Below are 23,706 nucleotides of genomic sequence, written 5' to 3' on the forward strand. Positions count from 1 at the left end.
TTATATTTGCAGGCAACTTAATAATTTTATGAGCAAAATTTTCATTTCATTTTTATGTTTTTTTACTTTTACTTCTATTCATGCTCAAATTCATGAAATAGGAGTTTTCCTTGGAGGAAGTAATTACATTGGAGACGTAGGTTCAACAACTTATATTGCTCCAAATGAACCTGCTTTTGGAATTTTATATAAATGGAATCGAAGCCCAAGGCATGCCTATAGATTTTCGTATACACAATCACAAATTTCAGGCAATGACAGCGACTCGAAAGAAACTAGTCGTCACAATAGAGGATATAGTTTTACTAATAATATAAAAGAACTATCAGCTGGATTAGAATTTAATTTTTTTGATTTTAATTTACACGAAGAAAGACCGAAATTCACACCATATGTACATTCAGGTGTTAGCTATTTCATCTATGACAACTTATATATTGAATCTGGAGAAACTAAAAAAAACAATACAAAAGGCTCGATTGCAATACCAATAACTTTGGGTGTAAAAACTAATTTTGCAAGAAATTTTGTTTTAGGACTAGAAGTAGGAGCTAGATATACATTTACAGACAACATAGACGGCAGTAATCCTAGTAATAGTAGCTTGCCAAAGTTTGGAAACTTAAATAATAATGATTGGTACGTATTCTCTGGTATAACTTTGACTTATACTTTTGGAGAAAAACCATGCTACTGCGCAGATTAAATAAGATGTTAAAAGACGAAATAAACACAAAAAATATCCCCAAACACGTAGCCATCATCATGGATGGAAATGGGCGTTGGGCAAAACAAAGAGGATTCCTTAGAACACTTGGACATCAAAACGGTTCAAAATCTCTAAAAACAACTATAAAAGAATGCAATTCTTTAGGAATTGAGTACTTAACCGTATATGCTTTCTCTACTGAAAACTGGAACAGACCTAAACTTGAAGTAGAAACTTTAATGAAAGTATTAATTAAAACATTAAATAAAGAGCTACCTACAATGCTGGAAGGTAATATCAAAATGAATGCAATTGGCAATTTAGAAAAGTTACCCAAAAAAGCCCAAGAACAATTATTTGATGTTATCGATAAGACTAAAGAAAATACTAAAATGACACTAACTCTAGCCTTAAGCTACGGATCTAGAGAAGAATTAGTAAATGTTGTAAAAAAAATAAGCGATAAAGTTAAAAATAATATAATTTCAATAGACAGTATTGACGATTCAATTATTAATGAGCATCTTTACACGCATAATATACCAGATGTTGATTTATTAATAAGAACCAGTGGTGAACATAGGATAAGTAATTTTCTGCTATGGCAAATAGCCTATTCAGAATTATACTTTACAGATGTGCTATGGCCAGACTTTAAAGAACAAGATTTACATGAGGCTATTATTAGTTATCAAAAAAGAGAACGTCGATTTGGAAAAACAAGTGAACAAATTAAATAATTTTTTAGTGTTACATAAAAGCATAAAACTAGTCCTTACCTTTATAATATTAGGATCTTTTACTCAAATTAAAGCACAAGATAGAGTCCCATTTGACCAAGGTAAAAAATACATATTAGGAGATGTAAAAGTAGTTGGAGATATTAGTTTCAACCCTCAAACTGTTGTTACATTTGCTGGCCTAGAAAAAGGACAGGAAATTACAATTCCTGGTGAACAAATTAGTAGTTCAATAAAAAAATTAGGCAAACTTGGGCTTTTTGATGAAATCTCTTTTTACATCAATAGAATAGAAAATGACAGCATTTTCCTTGACCTGAACATCAAAGAATTACCTAAAATAAATCAAGTAAAATTTGTTGGAGTATCTAAAAGTAAAACCGAAAGTTTTATTAAAGATAATGGACTAACTAATGGTAAAATTGTAACCGAAAATCTAATCACAACTACCAAAAATTACATTGAAAAAAAATACAAAAAGGATGGTTTTTTCAATACAAAAGTTCACATAACAACGACTAGAGATACCCTTGCAAGCAATCAAGTGAATATGCTTGTAAAAGTAGATGTCGGAGACAAAATAAAGATCTACAAAATTGATTTTGAAGGCAATAAAGAATTATCTGATAGTAAACTTTTAAGTTCAATGAAGAACACAAAAGTTAAAAACTCTATTAATTTTTTAAAGAGATCAAAATACATTGAGGATAAATATCAAGAAGACTTAGAGAAAATAGTTAACGACTATAAAAAAATTGGATACCGAGATGCACGTATTGTAAGTGATTCTGTTGCTTATAACGAAGCAAAAAACGCAATTTATATTAAAATAAAAGTTGAAGAAGGTCTTAAATATTATTTTGGAGACATTAAATTCATTGGTAATACTGTTTATTCTGACGAAGGCTTAAGAAGCATGCTGGGGATACGTACTGGGGATGTGTATAACGGAGTACTTTTACAAGAAAGAATTGCAGATAAGTCAAAACCAGATGGTGATGACATCACTAACTTATATCAAAATAATGGATACTTGTTCTCAAACATTAATGCCGTAGAGACCAAAACCATAGATAATAAAATTGATTTTGAAATTCGAATTACGGAAGGGCCAATTGCTTATTTTAACAAAATAACAGTAGTTGGAAATGACAAGACAAATGACGAAGTAATCTATAGAGAACTTAGAACAATGCCAGGTCAAAAATATAACAAAGCAGAATTAGTTAGAACCATCAGAGAGATTGGTCAATTAGGCTTTTTTGACCCTGAAAAAATTGAACCTAAATTCAAAAACGTAGACTCCTCAGCTGGAACTGTAGATATTGAATATAATGTTGTAGAAAAAGGTGCCAGTCAGATAGAACTTCAAGGTGGATACGGTGGAGGTGGTTTCGTTGGAACTTTAGGACTATCATTCAATAACTTTTCGGCAAGAAATATGTTTAAAAAAGATGCTTACCGACCACTTCCAATGGGAGATGGACAAAAAGTAGCATTGCGTTTACAAGCAAGTTCTTACTATAAAACATATAGTTTATCCTTTTCAGAACCTTGGTTTGGAGGGAAAAAACCTATTTCATTTAGTACTTCATTTGCTTTCAGCCAACAATATAGCTCAAACTATCAAACACAAAATGTTGATAAATCAAAGTATATAAATATACTTTCATTATCTGTAGGATTGGCAAAAAGATTAACTGTACCTGATGATTTCTTCACCCTTTCTCAATCACTTAGATTCCAGCAATATGATTTACATAATTACTATTATGGATTATTTACATTTGCCAACGGTAGTTCTAAAAACTTATCATACAATATAGGTTTAACACGTAACAGTAAAGGTCTAAATCCAATATTTCCAATGTATGGTGCTGAATTTGGAATAACTGGTGAATTCACTCTTCCGTATTCTCTTTTCAACGGAATAGATTACGCAACATTAGGAGAACAACAAAAATATAAATATATTTACTCTGGCGCTTCTTATGTCGACAACAATGACAGAGTAGTAAATTCTGGAGATTACCTAGACAAATTACCTTCTTCTGGGGGTACTGTTCCAAATAAAGTAGACAAATATCAAGATGCAGTAGCAGATCCAGGAAAAGTAGATCAGGAAAAATATAAATGGTTAGAATACTATAAAGTACAATTTACGGGTGATTGGTATACTACTTTATATAAAAAACTAGTATTGCGTAGTGTAGCTCAGTTTGGATTCTTAGGAGCGTACAATCAAGATAGAGGAGTTATTCCTTTTGAAAGATACTATTTAGGAGGAGACGGTATGGCTGGAAGTTCTATCGATGGAAGACAAAACATAGGATTAAGAGGTTATGAAAACGGCTCTTTAACTCCTGCAAATAGTAATGGAGATTCGTATGGTGCAACTATTTATAATAAGTTCTCATTAGAATTGCGTTATCCAATTACTCTTAAAGCATCTGCATCTATATATGCTTTAACTTTTGCAGAAGCAGGACAAGCCTATGCAACATTATCTGATTACGAACCGTTTAATTTAAATCGTTCATCAGGAGTTGGATTAAGAGTATTTATGCCTGCATTTGGATTATTAGGTATTGATTTCGGTTATGGATTTGATGCAGTTCCTGGACAAATACAACCAAGCGGATGGCAAACGCATTTCATAATAGGGCAACAATTTTAAATAAATTTGGTTTGAAATTTCTAAAATTAAAAATTATGAGAAAAGAATTTTTATTTATAATTTTATCCGTTATTGTAACAACAACTAACGCACAAACCAAAGGAAACAAAGTTGGCTACATTGATATGGAATACATATTGCAAAATGTACCCAACTACATTGAGGCTAAAACACAATTAGAGCAAAAAGCTCAGAAATGGAAACAGGAAGTTGAAGCTAAAAAAATTGAAATTAATAAACTAACTGAAGCCTTAAAAGCTGAAAAACCTTTATTAACAGCTGAATTGATAGAAGAGAGAGAAACTGAAATAAAGTTTCTTGAAACTGAAAAGTTAGATTATCAACAAAAAAGATTTGGTCCAAATGGAGATTTGATGATCCAAAAGAATGGTTTAGTAAAACCAATTCAAGATCAAGTGTTCACAGCGGTTCAAGATATTGCTGAGGCCAAAAAATATGATTTTATATTTGACAAATCTTCGCACCTAACTATTCTTTTTGCTGCAAAAAGATTTGACATTAGTGATCAAGTAATTCGAATATTAAACAGAACAGAGAAAAGGGAGCAATTAACTAAAAAACAGTTAAAAGATGAACAGGCTAAAGAAGCAAAAGAAGATGCTATAGATGAAAGCCCTGAGCTAGCTCAAAGAGAAAAAGCTCTATTAGATAAAAAAACAGCAAGAGAAAAATTAGTTGCTGATAAAAAAGCAGCTCAAGAAGAAGCTAAGAAAAAATACGAAGAAAAAAGACAGCAATTGTTATCCGAAAGAGAAGCTAAAAAAAATGGCACAGTTGTTGCACCATCAAATACAGAAACAAAAAGCACAACAGCCTCATCTGGAACTGAAACAGCTAAAACAACAACCGAGGAGGTTAAGCCAAATGTTCAGGAGGAACGTAAGAAAGCTTTAGAAGAAAAAAGAAAAAAAATTCTGGAAGAAAGAGAAGCCAATAGAAAAGCACTTGAAGAAAAGAGATTAAAAGAAATTCAAGATAAAGAAGCTCTCAAAAAAGCGAATGAAGATAAATAACAAACACTAATTAATTATAAATATTTTAAAACGATGAAACAATTCAAAACTTTACTAATTGCTGCGATACTATTTTTAGGAGCCACTCAAATTTCAAACGCTCAAACTAAAGTAGCACATGTTGATGTTAGCGAAATTATGGGGAAAATGCCAGCTATGTTAGATGCTCAAAAGCAATTGGAAAAATTGAGCACTACTTATGATGCTGACTACAAAAAAATGGTTGAAGAATACCAAGCAAAATTAAAAAAATATGGTGATGAATCTGCAACAGCAACTGAAGCAGTAAATCAAGAACGTTCTAAAGAAGTTCAAGACATGCAAAAAAGAATCACTGACTTTAGAGATAATGCTCAAAAAGAATTACAAGCTAAAGAATCTGAAATCGTAAAACCAATTATGGAAAAAGTAAGAGCTTCTATCCAAAAAGTTGGTAAAGCTAAAGGATTCCAGTATGTACTTGATGGATCTACTCTTTTACTTGCTGACGGAACAAACATTACTGCTGATGTAAAAAAAGATTTAGGTTTTTAATCTAAAGAAAATCAATAAAAAACTGCTCATTCCTAAAAAAATTGGAGTGAGCAGTTTTTTTTTACATAATTAAATATAGTATATTTAACTTAGAAAACCTGTTTCAATAGAACCGCTTGATAAAACAACTGCGCTTTTTTAAACTTAAAACCATGACAAACAATAATCCTATTGGTGTTTTTGACTCTGGAATTGGAGGAACCTCTATTTGGAAAGCTATCCATGATTTATTACCTAACGAGCAAACCATCTATCTAGCAGACAGCAAAAATGCTCCTTACGGACAAAAATCAAAAAATGAAATCATTGCATTAAGCATGAAAAATACTGATTTGTTGATTGAAATGGGATGCAAATTAATTGTAGTAGCATGCAATACCGCTACAACTAATGCTATTCAAGAATTAAGAACAAAATATACTATTCCTTTTATTGGAATAGAACCAGCCATAAAGCCCGCAGCAACAAACTCCAGAACTCAAACAATAGGAATACTAGCTACTAAAGGAACACTGAATAGCGAGCTTTTTAATAAAACAACGGAAAAGTTTCAAGACACTAAAATTATCGAACAAATAGGCCATGGCTTAGTTCAATTGATCGAAGACGGCAAAATTTATTCTCAAGAAATGACTCAATTATTGTATTCCTATCTCACTCCAATGATTGAAGCGAATATAGATTATTTGGTATTGGGCTGCAGTCATTACCCTTATTTAATTCCTCAGATAAAAAAAATTCTTCCTGAACATATTCATATTATAGATTCAGGCGAAGCTGTGGCTAAACAAACCCAAAATATACTCAGAGAAAAAACAGGATTTTCGAGTGCCCAAAAAAAAGGAGAATCTATTTTTTACACCAACACTGACTCTAAAGTTTTAAGCGAAATTTTAGAAAACAAATACACAGTTGAAGTAAAAAACTTTTAACTATTCCAATTTTTTTCTAACAAACCAAACTCCATCTAAGTTAAGGCTTAATGATAATTTATGATAATTTTCTTGAATTAATGAATTTGTTATTTCTCCCTTGCTACCATAAGTATAAGAAATAAACAAAGCAGAAGACAGACGATCTAAAGGTAAAGAAGCCCCAATTGAAAAATTCCTGTCATTTATTTTTTTATTATCTACCTCTAAATATCCTGTATCATAATGTACCCCTGCTGCAAATTTTATTTTATCAAAATAACTTCTGGATGTTTTAGCTTTTTGATATGAAAACCCCAATGAAAATTTTTCCTGATCCGAAAAATTGCCATACATATCAGACTGATTCGTATCATTCCAAAAACTTTTCTCGTAATCAAACGTAACATTAAATTTATTTTTAAAAGATTTATTGAAACCAAGTCCAATATCTAAAGGCAAATAAAAATCATCCGTATCCGATTGTTCATCAGTCTCTAAAGATGACGATCCTGTATCATTTACAACAGTAACCGATTGGATTTTTACTGCATTCACTCGTGTGGGAGATTTTACATTTAATCCTAAAGTTAACGATGGATTTATTTTGAATTGTGAACTAAAAATTGGGCGAATACCTCTATAATTTACTTTTTTATCTATACTAGTAACCGAATTACTAATGGTATAAGTTCTCTCGTCTGTAGTATTTCCAAACAAAACTGAAGCAGAAAAACCTAAAGATAACTTGTTACTTAATTTATAAGCATAGGATAAATCCAAATTATTTAATCCTCCAGTTCCCATTACATTAAGATAGTAATACTCGTTATTCCCATCTATTATAGGGATTTTCAATTCTGATATTTTAAACGAAGAACTTGAATAAGGAGTCAACGCAAAACTAAAAGCCGATTTACTAGTAATTGGAAAAGCAAAAGCAAAATGAGAAAACTGAAAATTATTTCTTTTTTCTATTCTAAGATTGTCTTCAAAAGAAGATTGAATTCCAACTCCACCAATCTCAAAAAAGAAATTATTGGTTGGAATATCAACTAGAGACGCTGCATTTTTATTATTGATAAAACCATCCGAAGACAATGCTATACCAGCTGTACCCAAAGCAGGAGTTAATCCAAAATTGGCTTCATATAAACTACCTAACCCATATAATGAATAAGGCGAAGTTGCGATACTTTGAGAATAAGCGCAGAAAGAAGAAAAAATCACTAAAACTAAAAACGAAACTCTATTTTTCATCTAATATGTTATATAATAAATTTGTAATTTCATTTTACTTTCCTTTTCTGTTTGATCTCCCAAAACAACCCTATCTACAATTTTAGACAAAGTGGGCAAAGTAAAAAGTAAACCGCTTTTGGAATCCGACTCTTTGAGCATTTCCTTTTGCAAAAAAGCTCCTAAAGATAATTGGTAAGTTACATTTTCATCAAATTCATCATTCCCATTACTAAGCGTTGCAACAGCAGTACTACCATCAGAATTTGTTAAAGCTGTTTTATACCGATTCAAATTATCAACTACATAAACACTTAGTTTTTCAGGCAATGGAAACATTTCAGAATACGAATTTTTAACTGGCCTCATTATTAACTTTGCATCTACAATAGCACCTTTTTCTGCGAGGTATTGTAATTGCTTTATGTTTGGAAAATCTACTCTACATGCAATCCCTGCACCCGATTGAATAAACCCCTTATTACCAGTATAAACACTAGACAAACTCATTTTAGATAAGAGCAAATCTTGAATCAAAGTTCCTCCTCTATCAGAGGAAACAGCATTAAATTGCTTACTTATATCTAAAATTGTAAAATCTTTAGTATAATTATCATCAGTTCCTCCTACTCCTTTTGAATAATACAGTCGAAGGACACTCGATAAGTTAAATCCAATTACACTGGAAGATATACTGGAAGATGATTTTAATACAAACCCTTTTAAATAATCTGTGAAATCTGTAGCATTTTCGATTTCATTATTCTTAAACTTATTAAAAAGTTCTGTACCGAATTCATTGTCCAATTTAATATTGATACTGTCCCTTCCTATAGGTTTTGGTCTATACGTTATAGACCCTAAACTTGTATCATCATATGTTAAACTCGAATTGTTATAGAAACTATTATCATTAACATTGGGCTTAAAATTCTTTAATACCCTATGAATATTTAATGTTTGAACCTTAGTGGTATCAGCATAATAATAATCGTCATAGCGCATAATCATTGCTATGGAATCAAAGACATATCCCGTAGCATCAGTGTCAGAATTTTGACTATACAAATTAAAATAATCTGTTGAAACTTGAAAATAACTATCTGATTTAACTTTCCCAAAAAGAGGATCATCATAATTTCCAACCAAAATTCTACTTTCACTAGAAGTAATCAAAGAGTCGAGTTTTACCGTCGAAACATCAACCGTAAGTGTATCTATTAGAAGCACTTTATTTTTAAGCGCTAAGTAATCAGATCCGACAATAAATTCACCTGCGTCAACATCAGAATCACATGAAATAATTAGTAAGCCCGAAAAAATTAAAAACAAAAACTTGTACATATCTATTTTTTGAGCAAATATATAAGCCACTATTCTAGCAGTCCTAATAACATATACCACTTGGCTTAATCAATCTATAAAAGCAAAAAAACAATCTACATGATGTTATTCTATTTCAAATCGGGATTCAACCCAATTAATCGCCAGTTTGTCTATAAAATAAAGTCATGTATATATAATCTTTTTTATTAATTAACAACACAGCTACTTTTGAACCAATAAATAAATAATGAGAATAAATAATTTTATTAAGCTTTTGCTTTTCATTCTGATCCCGGTATTTAGTATTCATGCACAAAATGAATATACTATTGAGTTTAATACCAAAACTGAACCTATTGATAATGGTTCAATCAAACAAACCGAAATTGGAATGCACTTTTTTAAAAATATTAATGCTACGAATACATTGACAAATACTTTTAAATATAAGAGCACAACTATTACTGATGAGATAGAGAGCTATCTATTAGAAAATTATAATTCTAATTATAGCGATACTCATTTTAATAGTTTGACTAATGCATTTGAGTTTACTCATCAATTCACAGAAAAAACAAAATTGAATTTGAGTATCGAACCAACAATGAATTTTCAAAATACTTTAAACATTTCAGATATAACTGTTTTAGGAGGAGTTGAGATCAATCAACAAATAAACAAAAACAACAGCATTGATTTAGGAATAAAAAGAATGACTGTTTTTGGAAAACCCCAAATACTGCCAACTTTCGCATTTAATCATAAATTCAACGAAGAAATCTTTTTAAAATTGGGATTCCCAAATTCAGAACTCTCTTATTCCAATTCCATTCGCAATACGTTTAGAATAAACAATGATTTTACCGGAAGCAATTACAACCTAAATCCATCCATAATAACTAATGACTTAAGCTCTATTAGTAAAGTAGGATTTTCTCAAATAGAGACCACTTTACAATACGAAAGAAATATAGACACCTCTTGGTTTGTAAATTTTAAAGGAGGCTATTCTACTAACAAAGAATTTAAGTTTTCGGATGAAAATAAAATTACAGAAATAAATCAGGACTTAAAAAATGGAACCACCTTTTCTATTAGCATAAAATATAAACTTTAATAAACACCATACAGATTATGAAACACTTAAAAAAAGGGATATTTATTACTACATTACTTATTAGCTTAATTTTCGTGGGCTGCAATAATGATGATGATGATGATGACACACTGGGAAACTGGGTAAAAAAATCAGCATTTGATGGCCCAGCACGTTCTAGTGCTACTAATTTTGTTATTGGAACTTATGCCTATATAACGACTGGTTATACAGGAGATGAGTATCTAAAAGACTTGTGGGCATATAATTCGACAGGCGATTATTGGGAACAAAAAGCAGACTTTACAGGCATTGCAAGAAGCTCTGGAAGTGGTTTCGAATTAGACGGAAAAGGATATGTTGGCCTAGGTTATGACGGTACAAATAAATTAAAAGACTTTTTTGAATACAACCCAGATACTAATACATGGTCTCAAAAAGCAGACTTTGCTGGAACAGCTCGTTATGGTGCAGTAGGATTCCAAGTAGGTGGAAAAGCCTATTTAGGTACAGGATTCGATGGTAATTATTTAAAAGATTTTTACCAATATAACGCCACGGATAACACATGGACTCAAGTAAATGGCTTTAGCGGTAACAAAAGAAGAAATGCTACGGTATTTGTAATTAATGACATTGCTTATTTAGGAACAGGAATAAATAGTGGTGTAAACCAAGTTGACTTTTGGGCCTTTGATCCCAATACTGATGTTTGGACGAGAAAAAGAGATTTAGATGATGATGAAAGTGATCACGATACCTATTCAATCACCAGAGCCAATGCATCAAGTTTCACTATAGATGGTTTAGGTTACATTGCTTGTGGGTCAAGCGGAAATACAATCTGGGAGTACAATCCAAATACAGACATTTGGACTAATAAAACAGGACTAGAAGGATCTGGAAGATCTGATGCTACTGGAATAACTATAAATGGAGAAAGAGGCTTCATCGTACTAGGAAAATCAGGTACTTCTTATTTTGATGATGTATGGGAATTCAAGCCACAACAAGAACAAAATGACGATGATAATTAATACCAATAGCAAATTCTTCTGGAAAAATATCCAGAAGAATTTGTCTTATATTTTAAATTTGTGCTTGATTATATTCGTAATCGGATTATTACTGTTTCTATTCTGTCGAAAAGAACAAGATTTAAAAATTCAAACAATGCAAGTTCCAAATGGATGGGGCTATCAAATTACCAACCACGATAAAATCATTATAAAACAAACTATTATACCTGTAATTAGTAACTCCAAAGGTTTTAAAACAGAAAAAGAAGCTTTGATAGTTGGACAATTGGTGTTAAAAAAATTGAACTCCAATAATTCACCCACAATTACAAAAAATGAATTAATTTTATTAAAAATAAAAATGTAGATGAACATTGTATCAATAAAAAATAGCGATTCCAATAAAATACTCATTCACAGTGTTATTTGGTGTTTTTTTATTAGTACTTCTCTTATTCAATTTTACGAAAGTCCCTTTCGTATTAGTACAGATTTTTATATACAATGGATAACTGGAATAATTCTATTCTATCTTAATTATATATACCTTGTCACTCATTTTCTTTTACAAAAAAAATATGTTTATTACATTAGTATCATACTATTTTTGATCATAATTTTCATGGTTTTCAGGTATGAATTTTTCATGCCTAAATTTAGGGAGATGAGATTTCCAAATGACGCCCACTACCCGAAATTACCCTATAAAACTGAAAATTTAAATCTTAGAATCCATCGAACTCAGCAACCCTTTTTCTTTAAAATTGTACCGTCAGTCTTTTATATTTTAATTGTAGCCATTAGCACAATTATTAAAACATTATCTGAATTTTATAACGACCAACAAAACAAGTTAATTGCCGAAAGTCAAAGAACATCCACAGAATTAAACTATTTGAGAAAACAAACAAATCCACATTTTTTGTTTAATTCATTAAATAGTATTTACTCATTAGCCCATAAGAAATCAGATTTAGTACCAGATGCCATAGTCACCTTATCAGAAATGATGCGATATATGCTTTATGAAACAGACAATAAATCTGTTTTACTAGAAAAAGAAATCGACTACATCAAAAACTATATTGAGCTACAAAAATTAAGACTTAATAATATTGAAAACATTAGTATAAACATACATGGAAATACTAAAGATAAATTTATAGAACCCATGTTATTGATTTCTTTTATAGAAAATGCATTCAAATACGGGACCGACTATAAAGGAACTGCTTATGTTAAAATTGTAATAACAATTGAAGAAAATATACTCAATTTTTGGGTAGAAAACAAAATTGAAAACAACACGAAAGACCCTGAAAACTCAGGAATTGGCTTGGCAAACATTAAAAATCGACTTACTTTGCTTTATCCAAACACCCATCAATTGAATCTAACATCAATAGATTTAAAATATACCGTTCATTTGGTTTTACAGTTAGATCAAATTCAACCAAAAACAAATTTAACATTCCACCAAACTCATAAATAGAAAAATATGAAATGTGTTATTATAGACGACGAGCCATTAGCCGTAGATTTATTAGTAGAATTTGTTGGAAGAGTAGATTCTCTAGAATTAGTAACGACATTTACCAACGCCATAGACGCTATATCGATAATCAATCAAACAGAGATTGATTTAATTTTCTTAGACATTGAAATGCCTCATTTTTCTGGAATTGATTTTATCAATGCTATCGAAAAAAAACCATTGATAATATTTACAACTGCTTATTCTAATTATGCCGTTGAAGGTTTTAATCTTGGCGCAGTAGATTATTTAGTAAAACCAATTCCTTTTAATCGTTTTTTAAAAGCAGTATTACGAGCACAACAAATTTTTGCTCCAAAAAGTCTTCCGACAAGCAATCAAATAACAAGTGCTCCAGAAATCGAACATGATTTTATGTTTGTTCGGGCTGAATATGAAAATGTAAAAATTAATTTTTCTGATATTTTCTTTATTGAAGGATTGAAAGATTATGTCAAAATATACACTACAGATAACAAATACACTCTAACCTTAATAAGTTTAATAAAGCTAGAAAACTTATTATCTTCTAAAGGTTTTGCAAGGATTCATCGTTCCTATATTATCAATATCAAACATGTAAAATCCATCCAAAAAAATAAGGTTCTAATTGCCGAAAAAAGAATCCCAATTAGTGAAAGTTATAAAACTTCTTTCTTTGAAAAAATAAATATTTAATTTGAAGATATTAGAATATTGATTTATTCTTTAAACCAACTTGAGTACATCACATAATTATTGGATATACGTTCAATCTCACCAGCAAAATTAGATTGATCAATATCCTTCACTTTTTTGGCTGGTACACCAGCATAGATAGATCCCGATTCAATTATTGTATTTTGAGTAACTACTGCTCCTGCTGCAACAATTGAATTACTTTCAACAATACAATTATCCATAACTATTGCTCCCATTCCAATTAACACATTGTCATGAATTGTACATCCATGAACAATTGCATTGTGACCAATAGAAACATTATTACCAATAATAGTAGGATATTTTTGATAAGTACAATGAACAATTGCACCATCTTGGATATTAACTTTATTACCAATAGTAATAAAATTTACATCTCCACGAATTACAGTATTAAACCACACACTACATTCATCGCCAAAAGTGACATCTCCGACTATAGTAGCATTTTCAGCCACATAACAATCCTCAGGTATATTTGGCGATTTCCCGTTAACAGATTTTATTATCATTGTTTAAATAATTATAATTAATTAATCGCAGGACAATTACAATCATATTTTACAGGTTTACATAAAAAGTTAAAACCTAAAGTAATTTGATGAAATCCTGAATTGCCATACTGAATTTCTCCTAACAAATGAGTATAGGTATACGCAAACATAAAGCTTTTGTAATTAAAACCTAAGATAGGGGTAATATATTGTAATTTCTGACTGTTAGTACCTCCACCACTGCTATAATCGGCACCATCAAAACTTTTTCTATAGGATAATCCTCCCCATAGTTGTCCTAATTCAAGATTTTTATAGGCTTTTAAATTCATATCCAATGAGCTTTCTTTTGTTTTATCAACAAATTGATACAATAGTGATGGTTCTAATAAAATTTTATCAGCATTACCAAAAACATAACCACCACTAATAATAAATTTTCTCAAATTATCACTTTCATATTCTGTATAAAGCGTTTGACGTGTTTCTAAAACATTTTTGACAACAGCATTTAAACTAAAATCAAGAAGGTTATATGAAGCACCAATATCTAAGTTAAAATAGGATGTATGTTGTACTATATTACCAAGAACTGGGTCATAATCTCCCGAATTTTGAAATTCAGTTTCATCTAGCTGACTTTGATTAAAACCAACATTAACACCAAAAGACAATTGATTCAAATCCACTTCATCTCTAGAAAATAAAAGATGATGTGCGTACGTAGCTTTGAAACCAAATTGAGAATGGTATCCATTTACATCATTAAAAACTATGGCTCCTACTCCAGATCTATCTCCTACTCGGCCATTGTAACTTAATGTTTGAAGAGCTGGAGCATCCGTTTGATCAAACCATTGTTTACGCGCAGTAAGCCTTACTTTGCTACAATTGGCAGCACCTGCCATAGATGGAAAAATTAAATAATAATTATCCGATAAATAATCGGAATAAACAGGAATTCCTTCCTGTGAAAAGGTATTCAAACTAATAAAAAAGAGAACAATTACTAACTTAATTTTGGTATACATTTGGGGGCGGTTTTATAAAATTAAATGCGAAAAATAAACTTTTGTTAATTTATTCATTAAAAAACCAAATATAGGTAAACGTAGAAAATAACTTTAGTAAATTTGCAAAAAATCACAAAACTCATGACAAAAGTTACTATAAAAGAAACGCAAAACCCTACTATAATAAAATTTGAATTTCAAGACTTTATCACTCAAAATGAAAGCTTTGAATTTAAAAATATAGACGAAGCTAAAGCCTCTCCATTAGCACAACAACTTTTCTATTTACCATTTGTAAAAACGGTATATATTTCCGGAAATTTTATTGCTGTAGAAAGATTTAGTATTGTAGAATGGGACGACGTAAAAGAAGCTGTTGCAGAACAAATCGAAGCCTATGTAGACAAAGGCGGGGTTATCATTGTAGCAGATGAGAATAAAGCCAAAAAGCAAGCGATTACTGTTTATGGTGAATCTACACCAAATCCAGCTGCTCTTAAATTTGTAGTCAATAAAATGATTACAAAAAATGCTATTGAATTTAAAAACATAGATCAAAGTGCACCATCTCCATTGGCAACCGAACTATTTAAATTCCCATATGTAAAAGAAATATTTATTGATGAAAATTATATTTCGGTTACAAAATATGACATCAACGAATGGCAGGATATCACTTTAGAATTAAGAACTTTTATCAAGCAATTTATCGAAAACGGAGGAACTGTTCTTGATGAAAGTTTAATTCAAACGATTGTAAAAGACGAAAAAGCTAAAGATGAATCATTCGACTCCCTTGACGAAACTTCTCAAAAAATCATTAATATTTTAGAAGAATATGTAAAACCAGCAGTTGCTGCAGATGGAGGTAATATTCTTTTTGATTCTTATGATGATACTACAAAAACAGTAAAAGTAATTATGCAAGGTGCTTGTAACGGGTGCCCATCATCTACTTTCACTTTAAAAAGCGGTATCGAAAATATGTTAAAAAGTATGTTGAATGATGAAGGAATTAAAGTAGAAGCTGTATAATTATTATAGTTATTGAAATTGATTTTTTTTTATAAAATCAATTTTTAAAATTTAAAAGCGTTTCTCTCTTCGAAACGCTTTTTTTATTCTTTTCACTTAGCATATACTCTTTTAAAGTAATCTAAAGTTCTTCTCAAAGCATAAATAGCAATTGATTTTCAGTAATTTAAATTAAAAAAGCTTATTTTTGATATCTTAACCAAATATAAAAACATATGGGAGTATCATCATTTTTAAAAAATTTATTTGGCTCAGCTAAAGAAACCACAAATGAGCTAATAGAGCATGCAGAGACAGCAATTGAAGAAACCAAAGTAGCTGCACAGCCTTACGTAGACAAAGCAGAAGCTTTTGTAGAAGAGACTGTTGACAAAATAAAAGAAACAGCAACTCCACATGTAGAAAAGGCAGAAGCATTTGTAGAAGAAACTGTAAACAAAATAAAAGAAACAACTGCTCCTCACATAGATAAAGCAGAAGCTTTTATAGACGATTCGGTTGCTAAAGCTAAAGAAGCTGCCGCACCATATATTGAAAAAGCAGAGTCACTTATAGAAGATGCTAAAACAAAAGGAGCCGAAGCCTTAAATAACTTAACAGATAATAAAAAAACTGACGAAGGCGATTCGGATACACCAAAAATTTAAATTTCAATTTTAACCAAATAAGACACTAAATTGTCTTTCTTAAAAAATATTAAATTAGTAATTTTGCGGTTCAATCTAAACCTTCTCCATTGAGAAGGTTTTTTATGAATTACATTATGATTTTAGATACAAATTACATTGAGCAATACGCAAACATTTTCATTACAAAAATATTAGAATATTCTCCACAGGTTATTTCTGCTTTAATTATTCTATTTATCGGTCTATATGCTATTCGAATAATCAACAGACTTATTCGAAAAATAATGATCAAAAGAAATCTAGATCCTACCCTTAGTAAGTTTCTTGCCGATATTTTACTTTGGGTTTTAAGAGTATTATTATTTGTTACTTTTATTGACAAACTAGGCATAGGCACCTCTTCATTTGTTGCTATTCTAGGCGCAATGGGACTAGCAGTTGGTTTATCATTACAAGGTTCACTGTCTAATTTTGCTGGAGGAATGCTCATTATTCTCTTTAAACCTTTTAAAGTAGGAGATACTATTGAAGCACAAGGAGTATTGGCTACTGTTCTAGAAATTCAAATTTTCGTAACCAAATTAATCACTTCGAATAACCAAACCATTTTTATTCCCAATGGTACTTTATCGAATGGAACGATCATTAATTATTCAATGCAAGGAACTAGAAGAGCAGATTTAACGATTTCCATTTCTTATGATACTGATCTAAAAACGGCTAAAAATATCATAACAGAAGTCCTTAAAAACAATACTAAAGTACTTACTTCACCGGATGCAGAAGTATCTGTAAAAAACATAACTGACAATTCTATTCAACTAGCCGTAAGACCTTGGGCGAATAATACCGATTATAGCTCGGTAATATCAGATACTTTGGAGAATTGTAAATTGGCTTTTGATACAGCTGGAATCACTTTTCAACCGTATGTTACGGAACTATCCAAATCAGCAAGTAATAAAGAGTAAATCAATTCTACTTCTTTTTTGAAGTAGTAATCAAAAAGTCTTTCAAATAATAAGGTTCAAAATAAGCGACATCGACAGTGTCGCTTGTTTTGTATTTACAAAAACTCAAAGCACTCATTTCATTTGCAGAAGGATATTTAATATCATCTAAAAAAACAAAATTCTCTTTAGTCAAAACAGTTTTGCATTTCTCATTGCAATCACCAACAAAATATAGTTTCTCTGAAAAAACTTCAAAAGAATTTTCATCAATAATTTCAGCTAAAACTTCACGCTTTTTATCTAAAGTGGCAGAAAAAACAGCACTATATACTTCCATTCTGCGGGCATCAATCATCGGAACAATTAAACCATCTGCTATTGTAACTTTTGAAGCCAATGTTTGTAAAGTATCGACTGCTATCAAAGGTAGATTCAAAGCATAACACAATCCTTTGGCCGCCGAAACACCTATTCGCAAACCTGTATAAGAACCTGGTCCTTGACTTACGGCAACTGCTGCTAAATCATTCATTTTAATTCCTGTTTCATTGATAATTTCTTCAATAAAAACATGTAATCGTTCAGCATGTGAATACCCTTCTTCGGCTATTTCTTTGCACAATATAGTTTTTCCATCTTTTGCAAGAGCAACAGAACAATTTTTGGTAGCCGTTTCAATATTGAGAATATAGGACACTTTCTAGTTTTTAATATTAAAGCCAATCTATACAATATAGAATAGCTATAAAATGATATGAGTGCAAATTTACACCGAATTTTCAAAAATCCTTAATAAAAAAACACGTCTAGAAAAATCTAAACGTGTTTTGTTATATATATATAAATTGAGATTAACAGAAATCCGTTTTCAAAAGCCTTAAGATTATTTTTTATCTCCTTCCTTTGAAATAAACACTTTATCACCAGAGTTCAAGTCTTTAGAAACCGTCGTATAAGGCCCTGTAATTACAATATCCCCTTTTTTAAGCCCCGATAATACTTCAATATTAGTATCATCTTGAATTCCTGTTTTTATGATTCTAATTTTAGCTTTATCACCAACTTTAACAAAAACACATTCTAATTTTTTATCACTTTTGGGAGCTAGTTTATTTTGATTAGATTCGGAACCATCCATTTGTCCCATTTTAACCGCTGTTGTATCAGACTTTACTACAACGGAACTTATTGGAACTTTAACCACATTCGCCCTTGTTGTTGTAATAATATCAACTGTAGCTGTCATTCCTGGACGAAATGGAGAATAAGTAACGGGTTTTCCAGCAATCAAATCTTTATAAGAATCTTTTAGAATTCTAACTTTTACTTTAAAATTAGTAACCTGATCTGCTGTTAAAGCAGTACTTGCAGAATTAGATATACTAGTTACAACACCTTTGAATTGTTTTTTCAAATAAGCATCCACTTCTACGTTTGCTAAATCCCCAACTTTAATTTTCACGATGTCATTTTCATTAACATCAACTTCAACTTCCATATTATTTAAGTTAGCTACTCTTAGAAGTTCAGTACCGGCCATTTGTTGCGTTCCCAAAACTCTTTCACCAAGTTCTACATTCAATACAGAAATTGTTCCATCTGCAGGAGCATAAATTACGGTTCTCCCTAAATTATCTTTAGCTTCATTTACAGATGCCGAAGCACTTTGTACATTGTAATAAGCAGATTGTTTATTCGCTTTTGCAACTTCAAAAGATGAAATAGCCTTGTCCCAATCTGATTTAGAAATAATACCTTTATCAAACAATATCTTGTTTCTTTCGTAACTGGCTTTAGCCTCATTAAATGAAGCATCAGACTGACTTAAACCTGCTTTAGAACCAGATAAATTAGCAACACTTCTATTTAATCCAGAAGTATATAAATCTGGATTTATTTTCACTAATAAATCTCCTTTTTTGACTACCTGACCTTCTTTTATTGGCAAATCTATAATCTCACCAGAAACCATCGAAGCTATTTTTACTTCTATTTCGGGTTGAATTTTACCAGTAGCAGAAACGGTTTCAACTATTGTACCTGTTTCAGCATTCGCTATTTCAATTTCTTTACCTTTATCTTTATTCCCAATAATTCCTGCTTTTGAAAGCCCAATTAAAACCCCAATAATTACTATTACTGATCCTACTAAAATGTAAATTGTTTTTTTTGACATGATTAACTAGTTTTTGATAATTGGAACAATTGGAATTCCAAAGTAGAATTCAAGTATTTTTATTCTGAACATGTATTCGTATTTTGTTCTTATAACATCCGTTTGAGCATTCGTCAACAATGTTTGAGATTGAGTAAAATCAAAAGAATTCATTAATCCTACATCGTACTTTTCTTTCGCATAGTCATATGACTGTTGTCTCGCTTCTAAAGCTACTGTAGCTGACTCATACGTATTCAAAGCGCCTTTCGCGTCTGTAAAAGCGGTATAAACATTACGTTGCAAATCTAAACTTTTCTGCTCTAAATCTATTTTAGATTTTTCTAAACTTACTTTATTACGTTCCACATTATTCCTAACAGAAAACCCATTAAAAATTGGCACATCTAATTGAAACCCAAAATTGTGTCCCTTGTTATTACTGAACTGATCAAATATTGGATCAGGTCCTGTAGTATAAGGCTTGTTACTTTCATCAAATTTAACTTGATCACTATAACTTGCTCTTGTATTAAAACCATAAAAAGCACTTAAAGTTGGCTGGTAACCTCCTTTTGCAATAGCAACATTTTTTTCAGCAATTTCAAGATTGGTTTGTGCCAGTTTTAATTCTGTTCTTGTTTCTTTTGCTTTATTATAAATATCGATTGGACTTTGAGCCATAATATTATATTCATCTTTAGCATTTGTATCATCTACAACATCAAAATCTGCAAATTCTTTTAATTGTAAAAGCTGTGCTAAACTTAATTTTGATATCAATAAATTATTCTCTGAAACCGTAATATTTTGTTTATCTGTTGCTATAGTAGCCTTTAAATCAAATAAATCACCTCTTGGAATTGTCCCTGCCTTTACCATCTCTTCAGAACGTTTTAAACGTTTTTCATCAATAGCCATTTGCTCTTTTTTTACTTTTAAATCTTCTTTAAAAGATAAAATTTGAAGAAAAGCATTAGCAACATTAAGCGAAATATCTTCCTGCATTTTTAACAATTGATACTGAGATGCAATAATTGATAATTTTGCTCTTCTATAAGTATTTTGATTTTGTAGACCTTTATAAATATCCACTCCCGCATTTAAACCAACTGATGAATATTGAGTAGTCTGATTACGTAAAACTCCAGTTGTAACGTCTTGATTAAGACCAATATTCCAAGAATGTGAAGCACTTCCTCTTACAGAGGGAAGAAAACTACCAAATGCATCTTTTTTATTAATATCAGCATTTTTCAAATCTAGTTCCGAGTTTTGTATCGTGATATTATTTTCTAATGCATATCTCACACATTCTTCTAAAGTCCAAACTTTAGTTTGTGCCTGAGAGGACAATCCAACCAACAAGACCAAAGCAATCTTTATGTAATTTATTTTTTTCATTTTATATTGGAATAAAAGCGTAATTAACCGACCACGCATATTTAACTTATCTTTTTTATACCTAAACCTATATATTTAGTTTGGTTTTGGTCCATCCGTTATTAAACCTTGATTCCAAACTTTAATTTTATCAGAAGACTTAATACCACTTTTTACTTGAACATAAATTCCATCACTCACACCAAGTGTAATATCCTTTCTTACAAACTTTTGAGGACTTGTTTGAATCTCAACATACGGTTTTTCAGTTTTTTTATCAAATTGCACCAACGATTCCTTTATTGCCTGAACTTTATCAGCCTTTTCAAGAATAATCGAAGCATTAGCACTTAATCCTGCTCTGATAAAAGTATTATCTCTATTGGTTAATGTTGCTTTTATTTCAAATTGAATTGCTCCATTTTCGGTTTTACCTTTAGGTGCAATATCAGTTAAAACAGCAGTGAATTTTTTATTCTCGATAGCCCCAACGGTAATTTCAATAGGCATATTTAATTTTATTTTCCCTACTTCAGACTCATCTACTTTTCCAACAAATATCATTCTTCCAACATCTGCAACACTGGCAATAGTAGTTCCTTCGTTAAAATTATTACTTTCAATTACTTGATTACCCACTTTTACTGGAACATCTAGTACCATTCCATTTACAGTAGAACGTATCAAAGTATTTGCATAATTACCTAATCCTGAACTTGTTCCTGTCTTTACAATGTCAAATCCCTGAACCGATGCACTATAATTTTGTTTAGCTTGATTATAAGCCAATTGCGCCGCATCAAAATCATTAGCAGAAATTACTCCTTTATCAAATAATGTTTTTTGTCTTTGAAATAATTTCTTTTGATTATCTAGTTCAATTTGTGCAGTTTTTACTTGATTTTGAGAATTACTTAAATTAGAAACATTCGCAACAACCTTAATTTTAGCAATCATATCACCTGCTTTAACAGACTCTCCTGCTTTTATATAAACATGTTCAATAATTCCCGAAATATTTGGTTTGATTAACACTTCTTCATCTGGCACAATATTCCCTGTGGCAAGAGTACTTTTTACAATCGTTTTTACTTCAACTTTATCCGTTTCAAAAACGATAGGAGATTCTTGGTTTTTGGCATACAAATAATATAATGCCCCGAAAAAAACTATTGCAATTAAAATCAATATGGTTATGGTAACTCCTTTTTTCATTTTATAAATTTTTTATTCGATTATTATTTTTTGATTGACTTTTTATTCTGTTCGTAATGCTTCTACAGGTTTAACATTTATAGCGGTTTGTGCAGGAATAAATCCAGCTAACAATCCAGACCCAACTAATATGAACAAGGCTATAAAAACGACTACTAAATCTACGCTCGGATTAATAAACATCATCCCTTCTGTTGGCATTGATGACAAAATCATGTTCAAAATAGCAATTAAACCTGTTGCTACCGCAATACCAAACATGCCTGCTATTATTGTTAAAAAGATTGCTTCTAATAATATCTGGGATCGAATTGCTCCTGGAGTTGCTCCTAACGCCCGTCTAATACCGATTTCTTTTGTACGTTCTTTTACTACAATTAGCATAATGTTTGAAATCCCAATAATTCCTGACAACAATACTAAAGTCCCAACAAAATAGGCTATGAATTTAAGAACCATAAACAAATCCTGCACTTTTTGAAATTCTTCAAATAAATCAAAATTACCAACAGCTCTTTCATCATCTGGATGAATATAATGTCTTTCTCTCATGAATGCCAGAATTCCAGGTTTAAGTTCCGTAATTGATGCATCATCATTTGCTGTAAGTGCCATCCAACCTACTTTATCCCCAAAATTAAAAGCTTGCTGAAAGGTGGTAAAAGGGATAAAAATATTTTTTTGAGCCGACTCAGCATTGCCATTATTTTGCCCTTTTGACTTATATACTCCAACCACCATAAAGTTGACTCCATTTATTTTAATATAAGTCCCCATTACTTCTTCAGCATTCGCATACAATTCATTGATAACTCCCTGACCAATTATTGTTACTTTACGTCTCAAAAGAATATCTTGATGGTTGATAAATCGCCCCTTTACAATATCCATTTGCTCTTGTTTAACTAATTCGGGATAATCTCCATAAATAGTATAGGCTCCAGTTTTTGTACCTCTAATAACATTACTCACTCCATTAAAATCACCTAATTGATTACGTGGAGAGACGTACAATAAATCAGGAAACTTTTGTTTTAAAGCATCTACATCACTATTCTTAAAATCATATCTCCTGGTTTTAGGCAATCCTTTATATGGTTTTGATGTAGTCTGTGTCCACATAAACATAGTGTTAGTAGCAATACCATCAAATCCTTTTTTGACACCATTCTCCAAACCATTTGAAGCAGCTAATAAAATTACTAAAATAAATATACCCCAAAAAACACCAAAAGCCGTAAGCAGGGTCCGGAAGGTATTGGCAGTTAAGGCCTCTAGAATTTCATTCCAATTTTCTCTATCAAACAT

General features: G+C 30.9%; 23 protein-coding genes. 14 read left to right on the forward strand and 9 right to left on the reverse strand.

Features of this window, described 5'->3' with window-relative positions; translation table 11 throughout:
• The first annotated feature begins 28 nt into the window (after positions 1 to 28).
• From CLU82_RS06060 to murI, 6 genes are all read left to right on the forward strand, one after another.
• Positions 29 to 706, forward strand: coding sequence for a DUF6089 family protein (locus CLU82_RS06060; protein WP_100842242.1), 678 nt, complete (start codon positions 29 to 31; stop codon positions 704 to 706).
• Positions 707 to 711: 5 nt separating this feature from the next.
• Positions 712 to 1,449, forward strand: coding sequence for an isoprenyl transferase (locus CLU82_RS06065; protein WP_100842243.1), 738 nt, complete (start codon positions 712 to 714; stop codon positions 1,447 to 1,449).
• Positions 1,382 to 4,126, forward strand: a complete 2,745-nt coding sequence (bamA, locus tag CLU82_RS06070; RefSeq protein WP_100842244.1) for an outer membrane protein assembly factor BamA — start codon at positions 1,382 to 1,384, stop codon at positions 4,124 to 4,126. The genes CLU82_RS06065 and bamA overlap by 68 nt, the downstream gene beginning before the upstream one ends.
• 35 nt (positions 4,127 to 4,161) lie before the next feature.
• On the forward strand, positions 4,162 to 5,160 hold the full coding sequence (locus tag CLU82_RS06075; protein ID WP_100844951.1) for an OmpH family outer membrane protein: 999 nt from the start codon (positions 4,162 to 4,164) through the stop codon (positions 5,158 to 5,160).
• A gap of 33 nt (positions 5,161 to 5,193) precedes the next feature.
• Positions 5,194 to 5,694 carry an OmpH family outer membrane protein gene (locus tag CLU82_RS06080; RefSeq protein ID WP_100842245.1) on the forward strand — a complete coding sequence of 167 codons (501 nt, stop codon included), beginning with the start codon at positions 5,194 to 5,196 and terminating at the stop codon, positions 5,692 to 5,694.
• Between the two features lie 152 nt (positions 5,695 to 5,846).
• Complete coding sequence (gene murI, locus CLU82_RS06085) at positions 5,847 to 6,626, forward strand: glutamate racemase (RefSeq protein ID WP_100842246.1); 780 nt, start codon at positions 5,847 to 5,849, stop codon at positions 6,624 to 6,626.
• On the opposite strand, the gene CLU82_RS06090 is transcribed toward murI, so the two are convergent.
• Both CLU82_RS06090 and CLU82_RS06095 read right to left on the reverse strand, forming a co-directional pair.
• Complete coding sequence (locus CLU82_RS06090) at positions 6,627 to 7,865, reverse strand: OmpP1/FadL family transporter (RefSeq protein ID WP_100842247.1); 1,239 nt, start codon at positions 7,863 to 7,865, stop codon at positions 6,627 to 6,629. It abuts the gene before it with no gap.
• Positions 7,866 to 9,188 (reverse strand): DUF4270 family protein, encoded by a 1,323-nt coding sequence (locus tag CLU82_RS06095; RefSeq protein WP_100842248.1) that lies wholly within the window; start codon positions 9,186 to 9,188, stop codon positions 7,866 to 7,868.
• Positions 9,189 to 9,417: 229 nt separating this feature from the next.
• On the opposite strand from CLU82_RS06095, the gene CLU82_RS06100 reads away from it, so the two are divergent.
• The 5 genes from CLU82_RS06100 (at position 9,418) to CLU82_RS06120 (ending at position 13,497) form a co-directional block, all read left to right on the forward strand.
• The gene (locus tag CLU82_RS06100; RefSeq protein ID WP_100842249.1) at positions 9,418 to 10,287 is read left to right on the forward strand and encodes a DUF6268 family outer membrane beta-barrel protein; all 870 of its coding nucleotides are present in this window, start codon (positions 9,418 to 9,420) and stop codon (positions 10,285 to 10,287) included.
• A gap of 17 nt (positions 10,288 to 10,304) precedes the next feature.
• On the forward strand, positions 10,305 to 11,303 hold the full coding sequence (locus CLU82_RS06105; RefSeq protein WP_100842250.1) for a kelch repeat-containing protein: 999 nt from the start codon (positions 10,305 to 10,307) through the stop codon (positions 11,301 to 11,303).
• A gap of 136 nt (positions 11,304 to 11,439) precedes the next feature.
• Positions 11,440 to 11,652, forward strand: a complete 213-nt coding sequence (locus CLU82_RS20980) for a DUF4907 domain-containing protein (protein WP_232735223.1) — start codon at positions 11,440 to 11,442, stop codon at positions 11,650 to 11,652.
• A gap of 297 nt (positions 11,653 to 11,949) precedes the next feature.
• On the forward strand, positions 11,950 to 12,777 hold the full coding sequence (locus tag CLU82_RS06115; protein WP_232735224.1) for a sensor histidine kinase: 828 nt from the start codon (positions 11,950 to 11,952) through the stop codon (positions 12,775 to 12,777).
• Between the two features lie 6 nt (positions 12,778 to 12,783).
• Positions 12,784 to 13,497, forward strand: a complete 714-nt coding sequence (locus CLU82_RS06120; protein ID WP_100842252.1) for a LytTR family DNA-binding domain-containing protein — start codon at positions 12,784 to 12,786, stop codon at positions 13,495 to 13,497.
• Between the two features lie 23 nt (positions 13,498 to 13,520).
• Here CLU82_RS06120 and CLU82_RS06125 read toward each other — a convergent pair whose 3' ends face one another.
• Both CLU82_RS06125 and CLU82_RS06130 read right to left on the reverse strand, forming a co-directional pair.
• Entirely contained in the window at positions 13,521 to 14,033 is a 513-nt protein-coding gene (locus tag CLU82_RS06125; RefSeq protein WP_100842253.1) for a gamma carbonic anhydrase family protein, read from the reverse strand.
• Positions 14,034 to 14,050: 17 nt separating this feature from the next.
• The gene (locus CLU82_RS06130) at positions 14,051 to 15,046 is read right to left on the reverse strand and encodes a type IX secretion system membrane protein PorP/SprF (protein ID WP_100842254.1); all 996 of its coding nucleotides are present in this window, start codon (positions 15,044 to 15,046) and stop codon (positions 14,051 to 14,053) included.
• A 123-nt stretch (positions 15,047 to 15,169) separates the two neighbouring features.
• Here CLU82_RS06130 and CLU82_RS06135 point away from each other — a divergent pair, with 123 nt between their 5' ends.
• From CLU82_RS06135 to CLU82_RS06145, 3 genes are all read left to right on the forward strand, one after another.
• Entirely contained in the window at positions 15,170 to 16,063 is an 894-nt protein-coding gene (locus CLU82_RS06135; protein WP_100842255.1) for a NifU family protein, read from the forward strand.
• A gap of 215 nt (positions 16,064 to 16,278) precedes the next feature.
• Positions 16,279 to 16,710: a hypothetical protein gene (locus tag CLU82_RS06140; protein ID WP_100842256.1), complete on the forward strand. Its 432-nt coding sequence runs from the start codon at positions 16,279 to 16,281 to the stop codon at positions 16,708 to 16,710.
• A gap of 116 nt (positions 16,711 to 16,826) precedes the next feature.
• Entirely contained in the window at positions 16,827 to 17,663 is an 837-nt protein-coding gene (locus CLU82_RS06145; protein ID WP_100842257.1) for a mechanosensitive ion channel family protein, read from the forward strand.
• 7 nt (positions 17,664 to 17,670) lie between these two features.
• Here CLU82_RS06145 and tsaB read toward each other — a convergent pair whose 3' ends face one another.
• The 5 genes from tsaB to CLU82_RS06170 all read right to left on the reverse strand — a co-directional run bounded on the left by tsaB (position 17,671) and on the right by CLU82_RS06170 (position 23,706).
• Entirely contained in the window at positions 17,671 to 18,342 is a 672-nt protein-coding gene (gene tsaB / locus CLU82_RS06150; protein WP_100842258.1) for a tRNA (adenosine(37)-N6)-threonylcarbamoyltransferase complex dimerization subunit type 1 TsaB, read from the reverse strand.
• 186 nt (positions 18,343 to 18,528) lie between these two features.
• Positions 18,529 to 19,821 (reverse strand): efflux RND transporter periplasmic adaptor subunit, encoded by a 1,293-nt coding sequence (locus CLU82_RS06155; protein WP_100842259.1) that lies wholly within the window; start codon positions 19,819 to 19,821, stop codon positions 18,529 to 18,531.
• Between the two features lie 6 nt (positions 19,822 to 19,827).
• Complete coding sequence (locus tag CLU82_RS06160; protein WP_100842260.1) at positions 19,828 to 21,204, reverse strand: TolC family protein; 1,377 nt, start codon at positions 21,202 to 21,204, stop codon at positions 19,828 to 19,830.
• Between the two features lie 75 nt (positions 21,205 to 21,279).
• The gene (locus CLU82_RS06165) at positions 21,280 to 22,398 is read right to left on the reverse strand and encodes an efflux RND transporter periplasmic adaptor subunit (RefSeq protein ID WP_100842261.1); all 1,119 of its coding nucleotides are present in this window, start codon (positions 22,396 to 22,398) and stop codon (positions 21,280 to 21,282) included.
• Between the two features lie 42 nt (positions 22,399 to 22,440).
• The gene (locus CLU82_RS06170; protein WP_100842262.1) at positions 22,441 to 23,706 is read right to left on the reverse strand and encodes an ABC transporter permease; all 1,266 of its coding nucleotides are present in this window, start codon (positions 23,704 to 23,706) and stop codon (positions 22,441 to 22,443) included.

The organism is Flavobacterium sp. 5 (genome assembly GCF_002813295.1).
In the GTDB taxonomy this organism is placed as follows: domain Bacteria; phylum Bacteroidota; class Bacteroidia; order Flavobacteriales; family Flavobacteriaceae; genus Flavobacterium.